This window comes from Pseudocitrobacter sp. CD920760 (genome assembly GCF_057782505.1).
Window position 1 is genome coordinate 3,666,975 of sequence record NZ_CM173490.1, and the last position, 21,486, is coordinate 3,688,460.

General features: G+C 54.6%; 22 protein-coding genes. 5 read left to right on the forward strand and 17 right to left on the reverse strand.

Annotated elements, in window-relative coordinates; all coding sequences use genetic code 11:
* Positions 1 to 63 precede the first annotated feature (63 nt).
* The 5 genes from accD to pdxB form a co-directional block, all read right to left on the reverse strand.
* Positions 64 to 978: an acetyl-CoA carboxylase, carboxyltransferase subunit beta gene (gene accD, locus AC1MKH_RS17175; protein WP_231828311.1), complete on the reverse strand. Its 915-nt coding sequence runs from the start codon at positions 976 to 978 to the stop codon at positions 64 to 66.
* Positions 979 to 1,131: 153 nt separating this feature from the next.
* Complete coding sequence (locus AC1MKH_RS17180; RefSeq protein WP_276219729.1) at positions 1,132 to 1,791, reverse strand: DedA family protein; 660 nt, start codon at positions 1,789 to 1,791, stop codon at positions 1,132 to 1,134.
* Between the two features lie 28 nt (positions 1,792 to 1,819).
* Positions 1,820 to 2,632, reverse strand: coding sequence for a tRNA pseudouridine(38-40) synthase TruA (truA, locus tag AC1MKH_RS17185; protein ID WP_015963614.1), 813 nt, complete (start codon positions 2,630 to 2,632; stop codon positions 1,820 to 1,822).
* A complete protein-coding gene (locus AC1MKH_RS17190; RefSeq protein ID WP_276219728.1) occupies positions 2,632 to 3,645 on the reverse strand; it encodes an aspartate-semialdehyde dehydrogenase in 1,014 nt (337 codons plus the stop codon). The genes truA and AC1MKH_RS17190 overlap by 1 nt, the downstream gene beginning before the upstream one ends.
* Positions 3,646 to 3,707: 62 nt before the next feature.
* Complete coding sequence (gene pdxB, locus AC1MKH_RS17195) at positions 3,708 to 4,844, reverse strand: 4-phosphoerythronate dehydrogenase PdxB (RefSeq protein WP_276219727.1); 1,137 nt, start codon at positions 4,842 to 4,844, stop codon at positions 3,708 to 3,710.
* Between the two features lie 111 nt (positions 4,845 to 4,955).
* On the opposite strand from pdxB, the gene flk reads away from it, so the two are divergent.
* Entirely contained in the window at positions 4,956 to 5,960 is a 1,005-nt protein-coding gene (gene flk / locus AC1MKH_RS17200; protein ID WP_276219726.1) for a flagella biosynthesis regulator Flk, read from the forward strand.
* On the opposite strand, the gene AC1MKH_RS17205 is transcribed toward flk, so the two are convergent.
* A complete protein-coding gene (locus AC1MKH_RS17205; protein WP_276219725.1) occupies positions 5,957 to 6,757 on the reverse strand; it encodes an HAD-IIB family hydrolase in 801 nt (266 codons plus the stop codon). The two genes, flk and AC1MKH_RS17205, sit on opposite strands and share 4 nt — an antisense overlap.
* A 26-nt stretch (positions 6,758 to 6,783) precedes the next feature.
* Positions 6,784 to 8,115: a PTS sugar transporter subunit IIC gene (locus AC1MKH_RS17210; protein ID WP_276219724.1), complete on the reverse strand. Its 1,332-nt coding sequence runs from the start codon at positions 8,113 to 8,115 to the stop codon at positions 6,784 to 6,786.
* Positions 8,116 to 8,348: 233 nt separating this feature from the next.
* Between AC1MKH_RS17210 and AC1MKH_RS17215 the strand changes: the two genes are divergently transcribed.
* Positions 8,349 to 9,071, forward strand: a complete 723-nt coding sequence (locus AC1MKH_RS17215; RefSeq protein WP_276219723.1) for a GntR family transcriptional regulator — start codon at positions 8,349 to 8,351, stop codon at positions 9,069 to 9,071.
* Positions 9,072 to 9,092: 21 nt separating this feature from the next.
* Here AC1MKH_RS17215 and AC1MKH_RS17220 read toward each other — a convergent pair whose 3' ends face one another.
* Complete coding sequence (locus tag AC1MKH_RS17220) at positions 9,093 to 10,271, reverse strand: MFS transporter (RefSeq protein ID WP_276219722.1); 1,179 nt, start codon at positions 10,269 to 10,271, stop codon at positions 9,093 to 9,095.
* A gap of 317 nt (positions 10,272 to 10,588) precedes the next feature.
* On the opposite strand from AC1MKH_RS17220, the gene AC1MKH_RS17225 reads away from it, so the two are divergent.
* Positions 10,589 to 11,395, forward strand: coding sequence for a lipoprotein EnvF (locus AC1MKH_RS17225; protein WP_276219720.1), 807 nt, complete (start codon positions 10,589 to 10,591; stop codon positions 11,393 to 11,395).
* Between the two features lie 75 nt (positions 11,396 to 11,470).
* Here the strand turns inward: AC1MKH_RS17225 and AC1MKH_RS17230 are convergent, their stop codons facing one another.
* Together AC1MKH_RS17230 and fabB are read right to left on the reverse strand one after the other, a co-directional pair.
* The gene (locus AC1MKH_RS17230) at positions 11,471 to 12,016 is read right to left on the reverse strand and encodes a CPBP family intramembrane glutamic endopeptidase (RefSeq protein WP_488450939.1); all 546 of its coding nucleotides are present in this window, start codon (positions 12,014 to 12,016) and stop codon (positions 11,471 to 11,473) included.
* Between the two features lie 187 nt (positions 12,017 to 12,203).
* Entirely contained in the window at positions 12,204 to 13,421 is a 1,218-nt protein-coding gene (fabB, locus tag AC1MKH_RS17235; protein ID WP_276219716.1) for a beta-ketoacyl-ACP synthase I, read from the reverse strand.
* 160 nt (positions 13,422 to 13,581) lie between these two features.
* Here fabB and mnmC point away from each other — a divergent pair, with 160 nt between their 5' ends.
* Positions 13,582 to 15,582 carry a bifunctional tRNA (5-methylaminomethyl-2-thiouridine)(34)-methyltransferase MnmC2/FAD-dependent 5-carboxymethylaminomethyl-2-thiouridine(34) oxidoreductase MnmC1 gene (gene mnmC, locus AC1MKH_RS17240; RefSeq protein WP_276219714.1) on the forward strand — a complete coding sequence of 667 codons (2,001 nt, stop codon included), beginning with the start codon at positions 13,582 to 13,584 and terminating at the stop codon, positions 15,580 to 15,582.
* A gap of 57 nt (positions 15,583 to 15,639) precedes the next feature.
* Here mnmC and AC1MKH_RS17245 read toward each other — a convergent pair whose 3' ends face one another.
* The 6 genes from AC1MKH_RS17245 to prmB are packed head-to-tail and all read right to left on the reverse strand — an operon-like array spanning position 15,640 to position 20,187.
* Positions 15,640 to 15,915 (reverse strand): YfcL family protein, encoded by a 276-nt coding sequence (locus tag AC1MKH_RS17245; protein ID WP_108473553.1) that lies wholly within the window; start codon positions 15,913 to 15,915, stop codon positions 15,640 to 15,642.
* A gap of 26 nt (positions 15,916 to 15,941) precedes the next feature.
* The gene (locus AC1MKH_RS17250) at positions 15,942 to 16,490 is read right to left on the reverse strand and encodes an elongation factor P hydroxylase (protein ID WP_276219711.1); all 549 of its coding nucleotides are present in this window, start codon (positions 16,488 to 16,490) and stop codon (positions 15,942 to 15,944) included.
* Between the two features lie 3 nt (positions 16,491 to 16,493).
* Positions 16,494 to 17,303 carry a sulfite exporter TauE/SafE family protein gene (locus AC1MKH_RS17255; protein ID WP_276219709.1) on the reverse strand — a complete coding sequence of 270 codons (810 nt, stop codon included), beginning with the start codon at positions 17,301 to 17,303 and terminating at the stop codon, positions 16,494 to 16,496.
* Positions 17,303 to 18,127, reverse strand: coding sequence for a penicillin-insensitive murein endopeptidase (mepA, locus tag AC1MKH_RS17260; RefSeq protein ID WP_276219707.1), 825 nt, complete (start codon positions 18,125 to 18,127; stop codon positions 17,303 to 17,305). Before mepA ends, AC1MKH_RS17255 begins: the two co-directional genes overlap by 1 nt.
* 2 nt (positions 18,128 to 18,129) lie before the next feature.
* Complete coding sequence (gene aroC, locus AC1MKH_RS17265) at positions 18,130 to 19,215, reverse strand: chorismate synthase (RefSeq protein WP_276219705.1); 1,086 nt, start codon at positions 19,213 to 19,215, stop codon at positions 18,130 to 18,132.
* A gap of 39 nt (positions 19,216 to 19,254) precedes the next feature.
* Positions 19,255 to 20,187, reverse strand: a complete 933-nt coding sequence (prmB, locus tag AC1MKH_RS17270) for a 50S ribosomal protein L3 N(5)-glutamine methyltransferase (protein ID WP_276219704.1) — start codon at positions 20,185 to 20,187, stop codon at positions 19,255 to 19,257.
* 164 nt (positions 20,188 to 20,351) lie between these two features.
* On the opposite strand from prmB, the gene smrB reads away from it, so the two are divergent.
* On the forward strand, positions 20,352 to 20,903 hold the full coding sequence (smrB, locus tag AC1MKH_RS17275; protein ID WP_276219702.1) for an endonuclease SmrB: 552 nt from the start codon (positions 20,352 to 20,354) through the stop codon (positions 20,901 to 20,903).
* A gap of 86 nt (positions 20,904 to 20,989) precedes the next feature.
* Here the strand turns inward: smrB and sixA are convergent, their stop codons facing one another.
* Positions 20,990 to 21,475 (reverse strand): phosphohistidine phosphatase SixA, encoded by a 486-nt coding sequence (gene sixA / locus AC1MKH_RS17280; protein ID WP_149461970.1) that lies wholly within the window; start codon positions 21,473 to 21,475, stop codon positions 20,990 to 20,992.
* Positions 21,476 to 21,486: the final 11 nt, after the last annotated feature.

Here is a 21,486-nt window from a genome sequence, read left to right on the forward strand (position 1 = left end):
GATTTCTTTAACGGTGATGAGAAGCAAAAAGGGCAGCGCCGTCTGGCCCTGCCCTTTGCATTATCAGGCCTCTGGTTCCTGATCCGGTACCGGCGGTACCACCACACTTTCGTGGGCTTCATCCGGATGTGGCGCCGGAAGATTCATGAGCTTCGCCAGGATGCTCGCCAGTTTCAGGCGCATTTCCGGACGACGAACAATCATATCGATTGCCCCTTTCTCAATCAGGAACTCACTGCGCTGGAATCCCGGCGGCAGTTTTTCACGAACGGTTTGTTCGATTACACGCGGGCCGGCAAAGCCGATCAGCGCTTTCGGTTCAGCGATGTTCAGGTCGCCCAGCATCGCGAAGCTCGCCGATACGCCGCCCATGGTTGGGTCGGTCAGTACGGAGATGTACGGCAGACCGCGTTCCTGCATTTTCGCCAGCGCCGCAGAGGTTTTCGCCATCTGCATCAGCGACATCAGCGCTTCCTGCATACGCGCACCGCCGGATGCGGAGAAGCAAATCAGCGGGCAGTTATCTTCCAGTGCCTGCTCAACCGCACGGACAAAACGCGCGCCGACCACGGAGCCCATCGAACCGCCCATAAAGGCGAATTCGAATGCCGCAGCCACCACTGGCATTTCGTGCAGTGTGCCTTTCATGACCACCAGCGCATCTTTCTCGCCCGTTTCTTTCTGAGCAGACGCCAGACGGTCTTTGTATTTTTTGGAGTCACGGAACTTCAGCACGTCTTTGGGCTCAAGCTCGCTTCCCAGTTCCACCAGTGAACCTTCATCCAGCAGGCTATGCAGGCGATTACGCGCTGACATACGCATGTGGTGGTCACACTTAGGGCAAACCTCCAGGTTACGCTCCAGCTCGGCGCGGTACAGAACCTGCCCACAGCTGTCGCACTTGGTCCATACACCCTCAGGAATGCTCGCTTTGCGTGTAGGGGTGATGTTGCTTTTAATTCGTTCAATCCAGCTCATTGATAACCTTTCTGCCTGAACCTGGTCGATGCCAGTTTTGTCATAAGGGGCGCATGATGCCATTTTTGCCCCTTACAGACCATGAATGTTGCACATTAAAACATAACAGCCCGAAACTTTGGACAAAAAAGTGGTCGAACCGCGAATTCGCGCTTACTTCGCTTGTTTTGCCGCCGCGCGACGATGGCGCACAATCTCGATAATTCCCGGCAAAATAGAGACCACAATAATGCCGACAATCAATAACTTAAGATTATCCTGAATCATCGGAATCGTGCCAAAGAAGTAGCCTGCATAGGTGAACAGCAGTACCCACAGCACCGCGCCAATCACGTTATACGCCGCGAAATGACGATAGGACATGTGCCCCATCCCGGCGACAAACGGTGCGAAGGTGCGCACAATCGGTACGAATCGCGCCAGAATAATCGTTTTTCCGCCGTGTTTTTCGTAAAACTGGTGTGTTTTATCCAGGTAGCTGCGGCGGAAAATTTTCGAGTTCGGGTTACTAAATAGCTTCTCACCAAACAGTCGCCCTATCGTGTAATTCACCGCGTCACCGGCAATCGCGGCAACCAACATTAATGCCACCATCAGATGGACGTTAATGTCGTTGGTGCCCAGAGAGGCCAGTGCCCCGGCGACGAACAGCAGGGAATCTCCCGGTAAAAACGGCGTAACAACCAGGCCTGTTTCACAAAAGAGAATTAAAAACAGAATGGCATAAACCCACACGCCGTATTGCGCGACGAGCTCTGCCAGATGCACATCAATATGTAGAATAAAATCAATGAGAAAGTGAATCAGATCCATAATTGTCTTCAGCCTTTGTGAACTGCTCTCAGTCCGCTAAAAATAGCGGCCCCATGGGTACGCGCGGCAGGTCAAAACGTTCCGGGTAATCAACAGATACCAGATACAAACCTTCCGCTTTCGCCGTTGCTGCCGCCAGCGTTCTGTCTTTTGCGGCTAACAACTCAGCAATCCAGCTCTCTGGCTGGTTTTGGGCGCCGACTTCCATCAAGCTGCCGACGATATTCCTTACCATATGATGCACAAAGGCATTGGCTTTGATATCCACCACCACATACGCGCCATAGCGAGCAACATTAATATGCATAATATTGCGCCACGGCGTGCGTGACTGGCACTGCACCGCGCGGAACGAGGTGAAATCGTTCTCGCCCAGCAAACACTGGGCGGCACGGTGCATCCGTGCTTCATCCAGCGGTTGATGATAGTGGGTCACCCCCTGACTCATCACCGCCGGACGCAACCGATGATTGTAGATGATGTAGCGATAACGGCGAGCCGTGGCGCTAAAACGTGCATGAAAATCTTCCGGCACATGTTTCACCCAACGCACGGCAATGTCACCAGGTAAATTCGCATTTACACCCAATGTCCATGCCGCGTCTTTGCGATCGGCGGTGGTTTCAAAATGCACTACCTGCCCGGTACCATGTACGCCGGAATCAGTCCGCCCGGCACAAAACACGGTAATCGGTTCATTGGCCACCTGCGTGAGCGCCTTTTCCAGCTTCTCCTGCACGCTGCGTACTTCATTCTGACGCTGCCAGCCATAATATTTGCTGCCGTCATACTCGATGCCCAGCGCAATTTTATAGACGGGCTGTTGCTGCACTTCCGACATTAGTACATATACTCCTGCACTAATTTTTCAGCGATTTTCACCGCCATCAGCGCGCCGCCAAAGCGAACGTTATCGGCGACCGACCAGAACTGTACCTGTTCCGGCATACCGTAGTCATTGCGCACACAACCGATAGAAAGATGCGCGCTGCCGGAAGCATCGTTCACCTGCGTCGGGAATTCATTCTCTTCAGAAAGCACGACATCTTCGCCACGAGCGAAAGCATCACGGGCTTCGTCGGCTGCCAGCGGACGCATGGCTTCGAATCCGACCATTTGTGCATGACCATAGAAGACCGGCGACTGAACGCAGTTAGCGGAGATAATCAGGCCCTCGTCTTGCAAAATTTTGCGCGTCTGATCGACGATTCTCTGCTCTTCACGCACGATACCTTCACGATTTGGCAGCAGCGGCAGCATGTTGAACGCCAGCTGGCGACCGAAGAAATCGTCATCATCAATCGGAATGCCGTTGAGCAGTTTTGCACTCTGCCCCGCCAGCGCATCGACGGCTTTCTTGCCGTGAGCCGATGCGGAAAGCAGGCACGTCACGTTGATACGCGCCAGACCGCCCTGGTCGATCAGCGGTTTCAGCGCGGCCAGCAGCTGGCTTGTCTGGCTGTCCGGTACGGCAACCAGGTTCCGGTTACGATAATCGGCCAGCACAAACGGGTTCACTTCCGGCACCACCAGCGGCACGTCTGGTTCAAGCGCGAACAGTCCGCTCAAATCGATAACCAGGCAGCCTGAGTTAGTGGCTTCTTCCACGTAAGTGGACGTGGCTTCCACGCCCGCCGCAAAGAACGCGAGTTGAACCTGCGTCCAGTCGAATTCCGCCGCATCCTGAACGCGCACGGTTTTCCCGCCAAAGCGCAGAGATTCCCCGGCGCTTTCGCTTCGCGCCAGCGCATAGAGCTCACCTACCGGGAACTCTCGCTCCGCCAGTGTTTCAAGCAGGGCTTCCCCAACGGCGCCCGTTGCGCCCAGTACGGCAATATTCCAGCCTTCAGACATGGTGATTTACTCCAGAAATAGCGACGTGCCTCGCCGACAGGCAAGGCACAAAAGAAATAATCTTAACGAATTGGGTGATGCACAGCGTTAAACCCGAGCTTTTTCAAAAGAGTAGCCGCATCTGCGTCATCGCACTGGACATACAGTGACGACCACTCGCGGCGCTCAAGGTAATTCTTACGCAGCTTGTCGAATTCACCCGGAATGCCCGCTACTTTTCGCAGCGGCGCATCATCGCGGCGCACATCATACACCAAATGCACCAGCCTTTTCAGCGTTGGCTGATCGAGCTTACCGTGCAAGGTGATGCGGCCGAATTCTGGCGGCGGCAGCAGCGTATCCAGCGCCACCTGCTGCGCCTGACCGATAAACTTGCTATAGGCTTCAAACACCAGGGTGGTGCCGCGCGCTTTGCCTTCCAGCGTATAGCCCGCAATGTGTGATGTGCCGATATCCACCTTATCGAGCAGCGCCAGATTGAGATCCGGTTCTGGCTCCCAGACGTCGAGCACAACGCTCAGGTCCTGACCGGCTTCAAGGCATTTTAACAAGGCTGCGTTATCCACCACCGGGCCACGGCAGGCGTTAATTAAAATCGCCCCCGGTTTCAGGCGGCGAATCAGCGCGTCATCCGCCAGGTGCAGCGACTTATACGGGCCATCTTTAAACAGTGGCGTATGGAAGGTCAGAATATCGGCTTCCTGTACCAGTTCATCCAGCGTACGGAAATCACCTTCGTCGCCGTTATCGGCACGTGGCGGATCGCACAGCAGCGTGCGTACACCTAACGCTTCCAGGCGTTTTTGCAGGCGTCCGCCCACATTACCGACGCCTACAATCCCGACCGTACGGTCAGTAAGCGTGAAACCGTCACGCTCAGCGAGATACAGCAGCGAGGAGAAAACATATTCCACTACCGCAATGGCATTACAGCCAGGAGCTGCGGAAAAACCAATGCCCGCCTGCGCAAGCCACGCCTGATCGACATGGTCCGTACCCGCGGTCGCCGTGCCAACAAATTTGATCGACTGATTCGCCAGCAGGGTCTCGTTCACCTTCGTGACGGATCGCACCATCAGCGCGTCGGCGCCCGCCAGTTCCGCAACCGGAATGGGGCGTCCAGGAACAGCCTTCACCTCACCCAAACGGCTGAAGAGCTCACGGGCGTAGGGCATATTTTCATCAACAAGGATTTTCACGTTACGGTACCTGTCTGAGAACGAGAGTTAACCGGGGAAGTGTGCCATAATCTGGCCGCCAGGCATACTCGACTTCCTGGTTAAGTAAAGCAATAAGGTTAAGGATAAATCATGACGCAACCCATTTCAGGTATGCCCTCGCGCCCTCCGGGGGAAGGCACTGCCACCCCTTCCGTCGCAGGGGAACAACCGCTCTCCACGCAGCAGCGCACGGTACTTGAACGCCTCATCACGCGCCTTATGGCGTTGACCTCACAAACGAATGCGCAGGTGTGGGCTGGCGTGCGTCACGATTTGGGGTTGAAGAACGACGCCCCGCTGGTGTCGCGTAATTTTCCTGCCGCCGAGCAGAACCTGAATCAGCGCCTCGAAACGGCGCAGCAGAATCTCAGCACCCGACAAACCCTTTCACAGCTGACGGAACTGTTGAATCACGGTAATAATCGCCAGGCGGTCAGCGATTTCATTCGCCAACAGTACGGGCAAACCGCGCTGAGCCAGTTGACGCCCGACCAACTGAAAAACGTGTTACAGCTGCTGCAAAACGGTCAACTGTCGATTCCGCAACCGCAGCAGCGTCCGGCGACCGATCGCCCATTGCAGCCAGCCGAGCACAATACGCTGAATCAGCTGGTGACCAAACTTGCCGCGGCCACGGGCGAGTCGAGCAAGATTATCTGGCAGTCGATGCTGGAGCTTTCCGGCGTGAAAACCGGCGAGTTGATTCCGGCCAAGCATTTTACGGCACTGGCGACCTGGTTACAGGCCCGTCAAACGCTAAGCACCCAGCCCGCGCCGACGCTCAATGCGTTGCAGGCCGCGCTCAAACAGCCGATGGAGCCGCACGAATGGCAGGCCCTGAAGGATTACGGTCAGCAAAACTGGAACATTACGCCACAGACGGTGCTGACGATGACGCAGGTGCAAACGCTGCTGAATCAGCTGTTCCTTAAGCGCGTCGAGCGTTCGCAGGACACGCTGGATGTGCGATATGTGCAGCCTATCACCAGTCCGTTCGCACCGCTTATTGAGGCGTATAAAGCTGCCTCTGCGCGCCCTGGCCTGATGCTGATTGTCGTCATCGTGGTGATGGCGCTGTTATGGATGGTGCTTTAAGCCTGCAATGACAACAGGCGAATGATGGTGGTCATCACCGCGTCATCATCATTCGTTCCGGTAATAAAATTCGCCGCCCGTTTCGTTTCCTCAAAGCCGTTACGCATCGCAAAGCTCCACGTCGCCCGGGTCATCAGTTCGATATCGTTCAGGCCGTCGCCGAACACCAGCGTCTCTTCGGCGCTAACCTTCAGCTGCTTTTGCAGGATCTCGACCGTGTGGCCTTTGTGAACGCCCGCATCGGCGATGTCGATCCACGCATCTTCAGAGACCACAATGTAAGCTTTATCGAACCAGGGCGCGAGATGCGGTTTGATTTGTGGGCAACGGCCTTTAATATCAAACACCGAAATTTTCACGAAGTCGTGCTGCACCTGGGAAAAATCAGCAACCTGCGTGACTTTCGCATAAGACATTTTCACTTTCTGCAGCATATCTGGTGAGACGGACTCACGCACAAATGCCCCCACCGGCGTACAGGCGATAATCACGACCTCAGGGTTTACCGCCTCCACGCAGGCAATCATTTCGCGCCCCAGCGCGTTGGCAATGAGTGACTGGTAAACATATTCACCCTGATGTTTGATGCGCGTGGCGCTATCGCCCAGAATCCAGAAATCGCGAGCCTGGTCGCCAAACAACTCTTCCACACGTTCACACTGCTTGCCGGTACAGAGCGCAAACGCCACGCCCTGAGCCTGCATCATCTTTCTGACTGTTGGAAACAGCGGACGATTGTAATCGCCATGGCTGTTGAGAAACGTGCCGTCGAGATCGGTGATAATCAGTTTAATCATGTTTACCTCGTAAAAGTGCGCTTCGGTTAATTCTCAGATTGATTCGCCGCCGACATATTCACTTTATTCGCGGCAATCACGAACGGCAGATATACCAGCGTAGAGACGCCTAAACACAATACCCCGACAAATAAGGCCAGCCAGTTTCCGCCTGACGCAAAGAAAGCAATTAAAGGGCCGGGCGTGGTCCACGGCACGGCGTAGGCCATCGGCGGAATAAACTCCATCACAATAAAGAAATAACCAATCAGGGAATTAATAAACGGAACCAGTACAAACGGAATAATCAGAATGGGGTTAAGCACAACGGGCAAACCAAACATAACCGGTTCGTTGATATTGAACAGGCCAGGCACAAAGGCCATTTTGGCCATATCGCGATAATCCTGACGCCGTGAGGCAATAAATATCGCCAGCAACAGACCGAGCGTCATGCCCGAGCCGCCGCAGTTGGCGAACGCATCGTTAATGCCCACCCACGTAATCGGATATGGCGCACCCCAGGTCGTGCCGTGCGATGCGGCATATGAGAGGTTCTCCAGATTCGCTTCCGAGAAAATCGTTTCGCGAATGGCCGCCACCGTATTCGGCCCATGGATGCCGATCACCCACAGGAAATTAGAGACCAGACCAAGAATTAACACGGTGACAATATTGGTTCCCATATCCTTGAGAGGAGCCTGAATCAGGGTGTAGATCAGATCGTTAAGCCCGTTAGGAGAGATTTTAGTCAGCAGATAGTTCATGACAGAAAAGAGGATCATCACGAAAAATATCGGCAGTAAGACTTTAAACGACCGCGCCACCGCAGGCGGCACCGCGTCCGGCATTGCGATGGTCACTTTCGGGTTGCGCGCCAGCCGACAAAAGATCTCACTGGCAATCAGCGCGACAATCACCGCCACAAAAAGCCCCTGCGGCCCGAGAAATTTCGTGGTCAGGTAAGTCTGCCCATCAATCACTTTATAAGGCGTATAAACCACAAAAAACGCGCCAATCGCGGTAAGCCCGCACAGCAGATCGTCCTGGCGATACTGAATAGCAATATTTCGCGCCACCAGGAAAGTGATCAGGATCGACATGATACTGACCGAACCGTTCATGACCGGCGTAAATATTTGCTGTGCGTCGGCCAGATTGGGAAACAGCGCACCCAGATGCAGCAGGCTGGCAATAAAACCGTCGGGCGAAAGAATGGCAAAGTTGATTAAAATGATGAGCGAACTGGCCATCACGATGGGGAACGATAAAATAAATGCGTCCCGAATGGCGGAAACATGGATCTGCGAATTTAATTTGATCGCAACCGGAACCAGGACCTTTTCCATCCCGCGCTCAAAGCTGTCCATTAGACTCATACTGAATCCTTTGTTATTGATGAGTAGTCTGTTATTTCCTTGCCTGTTCGCTTTCCCGGCGAGAGCAATTGACGGGAACTGTAATCAGGATTACGTTTTTCAACTACTTAATGGATCACAGTTAGCAGTCAGAAAGATGTTCAAAAACAAGGATAAAGATGAACGTCACGGGGTAAATTGAACAATTCATTTAACTAACCCTATGTTTTTAAATCAAACACAGAGGTTCAAAAGTGGTTCATAAAGAGATTACCCGGCAGCTTAAGGCCAAAATCAACAGCCCGCTCTACAGCGTGGGCGACCTTCTTCCGGCGGAAAAAACCTTAGCCGTGCAGTACGGCATCTCGCGCAACACGCTGCGTAAGGCGCTGAAGGAACTGGAAGATCAAGGTCTCATTGAGCGTCGGCACGGCGCGGGAACCTGGATCCGCAATAAACATTTTCAGGCGTCGGTCACCCACCTCGACAGCTTTACCGAAATTGCACGCAATGAAGGGAAGACGCCGTCCAGTCAGATTTTACGCTTCGAGCTGCAAACCCCTTCGGCGGAGATTGCCAAAAGTCTGCAACTGGAGGACGGCGAGCAGGTTTATTACGCCAAAAGGCTGCGTTTTATTGATAACGTGGCGATGCAGATGGAAGAAACCTGGCTTTCCGCCAGTCGTTTTCCTGACCTGACGCTGGCGCACATGAAGACATCGAAATTTGCCTATATCGAGAATATTTGCGGGATCCGTATACACGGCTGCTATGAGTCAATCGTCCCGGCACTGCCCTCCCCTGAGCTGGCGCAGTTACTGCAAATCAGCCAGCAGGACCCCATCATCAAAATGCACACGCAGGCGATCGACGAACAGCACAATCCCATCGACTATTCGATTCTGTACACCAATATGTTTGAGTTTCAGGTGAAGTATTTTCTGCCGCGCAAAGCGGGTATCAGCCCTCAGGAATAGAGGGCTGAGGAACACCATTACTTACTTTTTACGAAACGCGACGAGCGTCACCACAATGCCCAGCAGCGCCGAAATCGCCCCGGCGAGAAAGACGGAAGGATATCCCGCCATTGTCGCCAGCATCCCCGCCAGCGGGCCGGAGACACCGAGCGCGATATCCTGAAATGCCGCATAGCCGCCTAACGCTGTGCCGCGCACCTGCGGCGGTACACGCTTGACGACTTCGACGCCCAGCGCCGGGAAAATCAGCGAACAACCTGCGCCGGTCAGTGCCGCACCGGCGAGCGCCATCCATGCATCTGGTGCCTGCCACAGCAGCGCCAGGCCCACCGTTTCAACCAGCAGCGAGCCTACCGCCACCTTCACGCCGCCGAAACGGTCAGGCATCCAGCCAAACAGAATACGCACCAGCACAAACGCGCCGCCGAAGGCCGTTAAGGTGAAACCCGCCATCGCCCAGCCGTTGCTGGCAAAGTAAAGCGACACAAAAGTACCGATCACCGCAAAGCCCACGCCCTGCAACGCCAGGCCCAGACCCGGCTGCCAGATAAGCCCAATGACGCTCCACAGCGAAGGCCGCTCGCCTGCGTTAGCGGGCACTTTGCGTACGCTGCCGTTAAAGGCCCACGCCGCCACGGGCAACAGCATCGTCACCACGGCAAGCGTGGCAAAACTGTAATGGCTGTTGAGGAAAAGCCCCAACGGCGCACCGACCGCCAGCGCGCCAAAAATCGCCATCCCGTTCCACGACATCACCTTCCCGGAGCGTTTTGGGCCAACCAGCCCCATGCCCCAGGTGAGTGTTCCGGTTAGCAACTGGCTTTCACCAAAGCCCAGAATCAAACGGCCCACAATCAGGAGGCCAAACTTCACCATCGCATCGACGGGCAGCAGTGCCGCCGCCAGCCAGGCCGCTCCGGCCAGCGCACAGGCGGCCATTCCCTGAAGCGCCGAACGCTTCGCACCGTACTGATCGGCCAAACGCCCGGCATAGCCGCGCGTTAACACGGTGGCAAGAAACTGAATACCCACGGCGATACCAACCATGGTATTGCCATACCCCAGTTCCTGATGCACAAATAGCGGAATAACAGGCAGCGGAATGCCGACGGTCAGATAGGTGAGAAAAACGGCAAATGCGATACGGAACAGCGATCCGTTACCGGAAGATGCTGGAACAGATTGAGAAACTTCAGACATGCTTTACTCCAGAATGCAGAGTAAGGCGGGGAATAAGACCACGCCTCCTCCACCTGATAATCAGGGTGTCGGCGCGTTGATTGACGTTAAACGCTTACGCACTCACCAAAGAGTGTTGAGCGAAGATTTTGCTTTTTTAACAGCACGTTGTCAACGATTTATACACCGGCTAACGACGCCTGTGCCCTATGAATTTTAATAGCATTATGCGTATATGACAAAAATGATTATTAATCACCATGGCCATATAGGATAATTAACATTGTTCCTTTACTGATTAATTTTATTCATTATTTAAATAAAACGGATTTATTTATATGCTTAAACAATACATCAATTATAAAAAATTATCATTACCCGCAATAATAATTTCATCATTATTAATTAATGCTTGTGATAACAAAGAAGATAATAGCACCAAAGCAGAAGCCAGCGCGCAACAATACGCGCAAGAAGCACAGAAAAAGGCGCATGAGCAGTCACTGTTTTTCTATGATAAAGCGGAAATGAAAAAAGCGGTTGATAACATCAAGGCTCAGGGAGGGCCGACACTCTCAATTATTGAAGTGAAATTTTCTAAAGACGGATACTCATTTATCCGCCAAAGCGCCAGCGATCCTAATAAAGTTGAAAGCTATGGCTTTAGCAATGGGAAGTGGGGAGGCCCGGCACCCGTTGAGTTAACGATTCTTGGCAGCGGAGGCGTTACGGAAGAACAACGAAATAATGCATTAAAAAATGCGCTTTTCCGTTTCGATACGATCGATTTCAGCGTGGTACCCGAACGAATTCAGGAAGCATTAAAACGTGCTAACGCCAGCGGTATTGCCAGCCTGACTGAAGACGATGATATTGTTGTCACAGCAGGAATCGAATTTAGCGGTGAATTTGCTTATAAAATCATCATTAGCCCCGATGAGAGTGGGCAAAGCAAAGGTTACAGCATAATGACCCTAAACAAAGATGGTTCGATTGCAAACTATGAGACTCAAAAACCTTACGATCCACAAGAAGAGGTCGAGAAAGCACGTCAGCTTACCGAACAGTCAAAGCAGGACACGAATAAACGCCCGCCAGCAATGACGCAACAGATGCAGGATATGCAGAAAAAATTTCAAAAATAGCTGAACTCCCCGGAAGCGAGTCACGCACGTGGTTCGCTTCATACTTATCTATTACGCCCTGTCTTAAATAAACTTTTACAATAACATCACCAGCATCGCCCAGCTGTTATTCAGCGCATGGAGCGCCATCGGCATAATTAAGCCGCGGTTGTTAATCCTCACCACGCATAAAATGGCCGAGAAAATGAACAGGTAGATAAAGGAGATCATCGAGTGATATTGCGCATGAATGGCGCTAAACAGCAGCGATGTGCCCACAATCCCCCAAAATTTAGCCGCTTTTCCCCAGCCAATGCTGCTGTTGAGCACCAGCCCGCGGAAAATGATCTCCTCACTGATGGGAGCACAAATGCACACGGAAATCGCCGTCATCCATTTTACAAACCGCGTCTGCGTGGTGAGCGTTTCGGTCCAGGTTTCAGGTTCAGAGAAATGACCGTAGATAACCATTAGCACCGTGAGCGCCAGGAAGGGCGCAATAAAATCTCGCAGTGAGAATTTGCCGAGATACAGCAAGGAATAACGTGAGGAGTAGCCCTTCCAGAGCAAAAGCGAGACCGGCAGCAAAATAACCGCATGCATAAAGCTCATCGCCAGCCCTGAGCGATATAACGACATCATGCCTGTAATTAACCAGATAAACCAGGAGCTAAAAAACCAGATGGCGAATGCGATCAGGCATACCGCACTATGCATCATTCTGACTGATGAATCTCTCATCATCTATTCGCAATCCATGTTGATCATCGCCCATAAAAAAACTGGCCAACAAGTGGCCAGTTTTTCATTCTTTTCGCAGAAGAACGCGTTACGCTTTCAGCTTACGCATCACCAGCGTTGCGTTGGTACCGCCGAAGCCGAAGCTGTTGGACATAACGGTAGTCAATTCACGCTCGGTCGGTTCGGTAACGATGTTCAGACCAGCAGCCTGCTCGTCCAGCTCTTCAATGTTGATGCTTGGCGCGATAAAGCCATGTTCCAGCATCAGCAGAGAGTAGATAGCTTCCTGCACGCCAGCCGCACCCAGAGAGTGACCGGTCATGGCTTTGGTTGCGGAGATAGCCGGGCTGTTATTACCAAACACTTCCTGGATAGCGCCCAGTTCTTTCACGTCGCCAACCGGCGTAGAAGTTCCGTGGGAGTTCAGGTAGTCGATTGGCGTATCAACGCCGTTCATCGCCATCTTCATGCAACGCACTGCGCCTTCGCCAGACGGAGCAACCATGTCAGCGCCATCAGACGTTGCGCCGTAGCCCACGATTTCTGCATAGATATGCGCGCCGCGCGCCAGAGCGTGTTCCAGCTCTTCTACGACAACCATACCGCCGCCGCCCGCGATGATGAAGCCATCACGGTGTGCGTCATACGTACGGGACGCTTTTTCCGGCGTCTCGTTGAATTTAGTGGACAGTGCGCCCATTGCGTCGAACTCACAGGCCATTTCCCAGCCCAGCTCTTCGCCGCCGCCTGCAAACACGATATCCTGTTTGCCCAGTTGAATTTGTTCTACCGCATTACCAATACAGTGCGCGGAAGTGGCACACGCAGAGCTGATAGAGTAGTTCACACCGTGAATTTTAAACGGTGTTGCCAGGCACGCGGAAACCGCAGAACCCATGGCTTTGGTCACCACGTAAGGGCCGACCGCTTTCAGGCCACGCGGGCTACGCATTGCGTCAGCGCCGAATACCTGCGCTTTGGAGGAGCCACCGGAACCTGCAATCAGTCCCACACGCGGGTTGTTCTGATAATCTTCAGCTTTCAGACCAGAGTCTTCAACGGCTTGCTGCATAGAGAGGTAAGCGTAGATAGAGGCATCGTTCATGAAACGGACCACTTTGCGGTCGATAAGACCGGTGGTGTCCAGTTTGACGTTACCCCATACGTGGCTACGCATACCAGAATCTTTGAACTCTTGAGAGAAAGTGATCCCCGAGCGTCCTTCACGCAGAGATGCCAGGACTTCCTGCTGGTTGCTACCGATGCTGGAAACGATGCCCAGGCCAGTAATCACTGCACGTTTCATTCATAACCTCTGTAAGTCATCACTATTTTAAAGTTTCGAGAGGCAAGATAGCGTACACTTGTACGCCGAACAAGTCCGATCAGCCAATTTATGCATAAATTTGCGCCTTCCGGCACGCATCGCTAAGATCGGCGGACTCCTTGCCGCACGAGTAACTTACGTGAAACAAAACGCCATACAATCTGCCAACCTCGAATTCAACAGTGAGGGTACACCTGTTTCCCGAGATTTCGACGACGTCTACTTCTCCAATGACAATGGTCTGGAAGAAACGCGCTACGTCTTTCTGGGGGGTAACCAGTTAGAGGCACGCTTCCCTACCCATCCGCATCCTCTGTTTGTGGTAGCGGAAAGCGGGTTTGGAACCGGGCTCAACTTCCTGACGCTTTGGCAGGCTTTCGATGCCTTCCGCCTCGCCAACCCTGAGGCGACGCTGCAACGGCTGCATTTTGTCAGCTTTGAAAAATTCCCACTCACCGCCGGCGACCTGCGCCTGGCGCATCAGCACTGGCCGGAACTGACGCCGTGGGCGGAACAGCTTCAGGCCCAGTGGCCGCTGCCGCTGGCGGGCTGCCACCGTTTATTGCTCGACGGCGGACGGGTGACGCTCGATTTATGGTTCGGCGATATCAACGAACTGACTGACCAACTGGATGATTCGTTCAATCAGCAGGTAGATGCCTGGTTCCTTGACGGTTTTGCCCCGGCGAAAAACCCGGATATGTGGACTCCGCAGCTCTTTTCCGCGATGGCGCGCCTGGCCCGGCCCGGCGGCACGCTGGCTACGTTCACCTCGGCGGGTTTTGTCCGTCGCGGGTTGCAGGACGCCGGTTTTACGATGCATAAAACCAAAGGCTTTGGCCGCAAGCGTGAGATGCTGGTCGGTGAAATGACGCAGCCGAACGCACTTCCCGCGCGTGCGCCGTGGTTTGCCCGCACCGGCGCCAGCACGCGTGAAACCGCGATTATCGGCGGCGGTATCGCCAGCGCCCTGCTCTCACTGGCCCTACTGAGACGCGGCTGGCAGGTGACGCTTTACTGTGCCGACGATGCCCCGGCACAGGGCGCATCCGGTAATCGTCAGGGGGCGCTGTATCCGTTGTTGAGCGCGCACGATCCCGCGCTGGAAACGTTCTTCCCGGCAGCGTTCACCTTCGCACGTCGGCTTTATGATTCGCTCCCGGTGGCATTTGATCATCAGTGGTGCGGCGTTACCCAGCTTGGCTGGGATGAAAAAAGTCAGCAGAAAATCGACCAGATGCTGTTGCTGGAGCTGCCTGAAGCATTGGCACACGCGGTGAGCGCGCAGGACGTTGCCGAAAGTATCGGCGTAGAAACAGGCTGCGGCGGCATTCAGTATCCGGCGGGCGGCTGGCTCTCTCCGGCACAGCTCACGGCAGGCGTATTGGCGCTGGCCCGGCAACAAGGGCTGGTCGTGCACTGGAACAGATCCCTCGTCTCGCTTGAACAGCAGGATGGTGCCTGGCAACTGAATTTTAATCATAGTGAAAGCGCCCGCGCCGCGAGCGTGGTGCTGGCGACCGGGCATAATATTAACCAGCTACCACAAACCGCAGCGTTGCCTGTGTACGCTGTAGGCGGACAGGTAAGCCATATTCCCACGGGCCCTTCGCTGGCGCAGCTTCGCCAGGTGCTGTGCTATGACGGTTACCTGACGCCGCAAAACCCGGCCAATCAGCATCACTGCATTGGCGCAAGCTACCATCGTGGCGAACGAGAGATGACCTTTAACGAGGAAGACCAGCAGCATAATCGTCAGCGATTGATCAACTGTTTCCCCGATGCCGAATGGGCGAAAGAGGTCGATGTCAGCGCCAACGAGGCGCGTGTTGGCGTGCGTTGCGCCACGCGCGATCATCTGCCGATGCTCGGCAATGTGCCTGATTACGACGCCACGCTGGCGCAATATGCTCAACTGCTTGAGGAGCAGGAAACCGCAGTCACGGCCCCGGTTTATCCAAATCTGTTTATGCTGGGTGGGCTTGGGTCTCGCGGATTATGTACCGCGCCGTTATCAGCGGAAGTGCTGGCATCGCAGATGAGCAATGAACCGTTGCCGCTGGATGCCCGGACATTATCGGCGTTGAATCCGAACCGGTTGTGGGTGAGGAAGTTATTGAAGGGGAAGCAGGTTAAGTAAGTGCGGCGTGTGTTGCCCGGTGGCGCTGCGCTTACCGGGCCTACATCGCTGCGATAATTACTGCTGCGCTTTCTGGAACAGCGTCTCCCACATTCCCAGCACCAGAGCCTGGTCGCGCGGTGACAGTTCGCCCGCCTGAATCGCTTTCTCCAGGCTGCGGGTCACGTTATGCGACACGGCATCAGCAGTATGATCGTCGCCCTCTTCCAGCTCGGCAACCGCCAGCGTCAGGTGACCACGCAGATAACCGCTGGCAAACAGTTCATCGTCGCTGGCGTGCTCCACCATGTCATCAATTAACGCCAGAATGCGTGATTCAAACTCGGCGATCATCTTCTTTCCTCTTTTTGAACGTGGCGTTAGTTAAGATCTTCCGGCCACGGAAATTGTTCTGCCGCGAGCGGCGGCGTCTGATAATAGTTTTGTAATGCGTTGATAAATCTGGCCGGGCGTGCAGGAATGCCCTTCTCCAGATATTCCATCACCTGCGCATGCACGCGGCGCTGAAAAACGATGCGGTCCGGCTCGAAGTCGCCTTCCAGATTGTCGCAGCTCACGTTAAACGGATAGCCTGCCGCCACGCAGAACAGCCAGTCAAAAGCCTGTGGTTTCACTTCCACATCTTCAAACTGCCCCTGTGTTTTGGCATCGCGCCCGTCCGGGCAGTACCAGTAACCGAAATCGACCTGTTCACGGCGCGCCTTTCCGGCGATGCACCAGTGCGAAATCTCGTGCAACGCGCTGGCGTAAAAGCCGTGGGCGAAGACGATGCGGTTATAGGGCGCATCGGCATCAGCAGGAAGATAGATCGGTTCGTCGTCGCCTTTAATCAGACGGGTATTAAAATCATCGGCAAAACAGCCATCGAAAATAGCGATCAGCTGCTGCGCGTTATGCGTTGCGTTCATTAATTAATTCATCCCTAACCACTGAAGGATTTCCTGTCCATGGCTGTCGTACAGAAGTTTGGCGCTCATCACCGCCGAGACGATGACAATCATCGGGCGAATAAGCGATTGTCCTTTGCTGAGAACCAGCCGTGACCCCACTCGAGCGCCGAAGAACTGGCCGACCATCATCACGAAGCCGGTTGCCCAGATAACTTTGCCGCCCAGAATAAACAGTAGCAGCCCGCCAACGTTTGACGTGGCGTTCAGTACTTTCGCATGGGCGGTCGATTTGGCGAGGTTAAAACCCGCCAGAGTGACAAACGCCAGTGCGTAGAAAGAGCCCGCGCCGGGGCCAAAGAAGCCGTCATAAAAACCGACGCAGCCGCCCGCCACCAGGGCAAACGGCAGGCCATGCAGACGACGCGCGCGGTCGCCTTCGCCAATTTTCGGCATCAGCAGGAAATACAGCCCAATACCAATAACCAGCAGCGGTAAAATCTGGCGCAGCACATCCGCTTTCACATACTGAACCAGCAGCGCGCCAGCCATTGAACCGATAAAGGTCATCAGGATATTGAGCTTCTGATCGGCCAGGTTCACCACCTTCTGGCGGACAAAGTAGAGCGACGCGGAAAGCGAGCCGCCGCAGGCCTGTAATTTGTTGGTTGCCAGCGCCTGTGCAGGCGACATCCCCGCCGCCATCAGCGCGGGAACGGTGAGTAAACCGCCGCCGCCCGCTAAAGAATCGATAAACCCGGCCAGCGCGGCGATAAAAAACAGCACCGCCAGCATGAGGGGTGAGACTGTGAATATCTCAACAAAACTGTCCATCAGAGTACGTGCTCATCCAGTAACGCCTGGCAGGAAGGCGGTAATGGCGGCGGCGTCTTCTTCACAGGTTTGGTGGCGCCCGGTTTGGGCGGTTCGAACCAGCTTTGTAACTCCGCACCGCAACCGTCACCTGCCGGCGGCAAAGCTTGATCTTCACATTCAAGGCTGTTCGCCGGGCAACGCAGACGCACGTGCATATGCGCACGATGCTGGAACCACGGACGAACTTTACGTAACCAGTCGCGATCGCTCCCCGCTTCCAGGCAAAGCTGTTGCTTAATTGCCGGGTTCACAAAGATACGCGTGACTTCGCTGTCCTGCGCGGCAAGCTTAATCAGGTTGCCAATTTCCGGCTGCCAGACGCGCGAATTGATGCTTTTACCATCTGCTGCAACCAGATCCAGCGCCTGCGGTTTCAGCAGCTGCGCCGACGTCCAGCGGGTTTTCGGCAGTTGCAGGAAGATATCGACATCCAGACCGCTCTGGTGGCTGGCGTGACCGCCGTTAAAACGCCCACCGGCAGGCATGCCCATATCGCCAATCAACACCGTTCCCATGCCGTTGTTCTGCACCTGCTGACTGAGGCGCTGAATAAAGCGCACCAGATCCGGGTGGCCGAAATAGCGACGCTGATCGGTGCGCATCACCTGATACGTACTGGATTGCAGCGGCAACCCTTCTGCTCCAACGATACAACCATTCGCAAACGCGCCGATTGACTGCGCGCTTCCGGGGATCGGCTGAACAACTTTTTGCCACGGCGTTGCCGCCAGGCTGGCGGTGCTGGCCACGATGGCCAGCAGAGCGAGAACGGTTTTTTTCATGATTACCAGCGTGGAAGAGTGGTCGTCACATCGGCGTTTTGCGCGCGTTGACGCATAAAGTGATCCATCAGAACAATGGCCAGCATCGCTTCCGCGATAGGCACCGCTCGAATACCGACGCACGGGTCGTGGCGGCCTTTGGTGATCATCTCAACTTCTTCACCAAAGCGGTTGAGCGTTTTACCCGGCACGGTAATGCTGGAGGTCGGTTTCAGGGCAATGTTCGCGACGATCTGCTGACCGCTGCTGATCCCGCCCAGAATGCCGCCCGCGTGGTTGCTCTGGAAACCATCTTTGGTGATTTCGTCGCGGTTTTCACTGCCGCGCAGTTTTACCACCTCAAAACCGTCGCCGATTTCCACGCCTTTCACCGCGTTGATGCTCATCAGTGCGTGCGCGATATCGGCATCCAGGCGGTCAAAGACCGGCTCGCCAAAGCCCGCAGGCACGCCATCGGCAACCACGGTGACTTTCGCCCCGATTGAGTCGCCCTCTTTTTTCAGGCCACGCATCAGTTCATCCAGCGCGTCGATTTTGTCCGGGTCCGGGCAGAAAAACGGGTTCTGCTCAACCTGATCCCAGTCTTTAATCGCCAAAGGAATCTCACCCATTTGAGTCAGACACGCACGGATTTGAATACCGAATTTTGTCGCGAGGAATTTTTTGGCAATGGCGCCAGCCGCCACGCGCATCGCGGTTTCACGAGCAGAAGAACGGCCACCGCCGCGATAGTCGCGCAGGCCATATTTCTGTTCATAGGTGTAATCAGCATGCCCTGGGCGGAACACATCTTTGATAGCGCCGTAATCCTGCGAGCGCTGATCGGTATTTTCAATCAGCAGGCCAATGCTGGTACCGGTGGTCACGCCTTCAAATACGCCGGAGAGGATTTTCACCTGGTCCGGCTCGCGGCGCTGGGTGGTGTAGCGCGAGGTGCCCGGGCGACGACGGTCGAGGTCGTGCTGCAAATCTGCTTCCGTTAACGGGATGCCTGGCGGCACGCCATCGACAATACAGCCAAGTGCCAGACCATGCGACTCACCGAAGGTGGTTACGCGAAAGAGTTGTCCAATTGTATTTCCTGCCATCACGGCTCCGCTGTCGTTGTTGTGTTGTTGCGTGCTGGATTAATCTTTGTAAATCGCGAAATGATCGCGGGCAGCCACCAGCTGCGCTTTGGTCAGCATGAAGACGCCGTCACCGCCGTTATCAAACTCCAGCCAGGTAAACGGTACGTCCGGGTACTGCTCCATGAGATGCACCATGCTGTTGCCAACTTCACAAATCAGCACGCCATCGTCCGCAAGGTAATCCGGCGCGCAGGCCAGAATGCGGCGCGTCAGCTTCAGCCCATCCGTACCCGATGCGAGGCCCAGCTCTGGCTCGAAACGGTATTCGCTCGGCAGATCGGACATGTCTTCAGCATCGACGTACGGTGGGTTAGTGACGATTAAATCGTACTGCAACTTCGGCAGGTCGCGGAAGAGGTCTGAGCGAATCGGCGTGACGTTGTGGATCATGCCGTGTTCTTCAATATTTTGTTCGGCGACGGCCAGGGCATCCAGCGAAATATCCACGGCATCCACTTCTGCTTCCGGGAAGGCATAGGCGCTGGCAATCGCGATGCAGCCGCTGCCGGTGCACATATCGAGGATGTGCTGCGGCTGATGATTGATAAGCCCGGCGAACTTATTGTTGATTAATTCGCCAATCGGCGAGCGCGGCACCAGCACGCGTTCATCGACGTAAAATTCATGGCCGCAGAACCAGGCTTTGTTGGTCAGATACGCGACCGGAATACGCTCGTTGACGCGGCGAATCACGCGTTCCACGATGCGATGCTTTTCACTGGAGGTCAGGCGCGCGCTGCGCATGTCTTCCGGGATATCCAGCGGCAGATAGAGTGAAGGCAGAACCAGCTGTACGGCTTCATCCCACGGGTTATCGGTGCCGTGGCCGTACCAGATGTTCGCCGCGCTAAAACGGCTCACCGCCCAGCGCAGCATGTCCTGAATGGTTTGCAGCTCATTGACCGCTTCATCGACAAAAATCTTATCCACATTATTCTCCAGGGCATGCGTCGGGGTAAATTCGGCGGCTAGTTTGCCACGAAGACGCCGATAAATCAGCATTCTTGCGCAGGCGACAGGGGAAAAAACCGTTTTCACTGCCAACCGCCGCATTCAAAAGGTAAACTAACGGAAATGCCAGATGAGAAGAATCGATGAAAAAGAAAGCATCACTTAGCGAGGAGGATCAGGCGCTGTTTCAGCAACTGATGACGGGGACGCGCAAAATTAAGCAGGACACCATTGTCCATCGCCCGTTACGTAAGAAAGTGAGTGAAGTGCCGGTGAAACGGCTGATTCAGGAGCAGGTGGACAACAGCCACTATTTTTCCGACGAGTTTCAACCGCTGCTGAATAGCGAAGGGCCGGTAAGGTACGTGCGAGAAGGCGTCAGCAATTTCGAGCTGAAAAAACTGCGCCGTGGCGATTACTCCCCGGAGCTGTTTCTGGATTTGCACGGGTTGACGCAACAACAGGCCAAGCAGGAGCTGGGCGCGCTGATTGCCGCCTGTCGCCGCGAACATGTGTTTTGCGCCTGTGTGATGCACGGGCACGGAAAGCATATTCTTAAACAGCAAACGCCGCTGTGGCTGGCGCAGCATCCGCACGTCATGGCATTTCATCAGGCATCGAAAGAGTATGGCGGAGACGCCGCGCTGCTGGTGCTGATTGAAGTGGAAGAGTGGCTACCGCCGGAGTTGCCGTAGGCGCAAAGCGTTGCCGGATGGCGACTCGGGTATACCTGTAGGCCGGATAAGCGCAAGCGCCATCCGGCACAACATCAGGCAGGATCTTAAATCGCTTTCGCCATTTTCAGATTGCAGGGGCTCATTTGCCATTTGAAAACGCCCAGCCCGTCAGCTTCCAGCGTGACGCAGGCGATTGCAGAGGTGGTGAACATTGGCGGCGTTTCGCCAGGGCAGAGTTCAGAGACCAGGTAGCCAACCAGTGGCAGATGGGATATCACCAGCACGGACGCGACACCCTCGTTCGCCAGCGCTTGCAGATACGCGCCGACGAGGCCGATATCGCCGCATGGTGTCAGTTCAGGCAGCACTTCGACATCTTCAGGCAGGTGCATGCACTCCCCTACCACATCAAGAGTCTGCTCCGCACGCAGGAACGGGCTAACCAGAACACGTTCAATATCCACTTTTTGGCCTTTCAGCCAGGTTGCCATCTGACGGGATTCATCACAACCACATCCCGTAAGAGGACGAACCGAGTCACTGGCTGCTTCAAGAGCAGCGTCGCCGTGACGCATAATAAAAACTTGCATATTGCACCGCT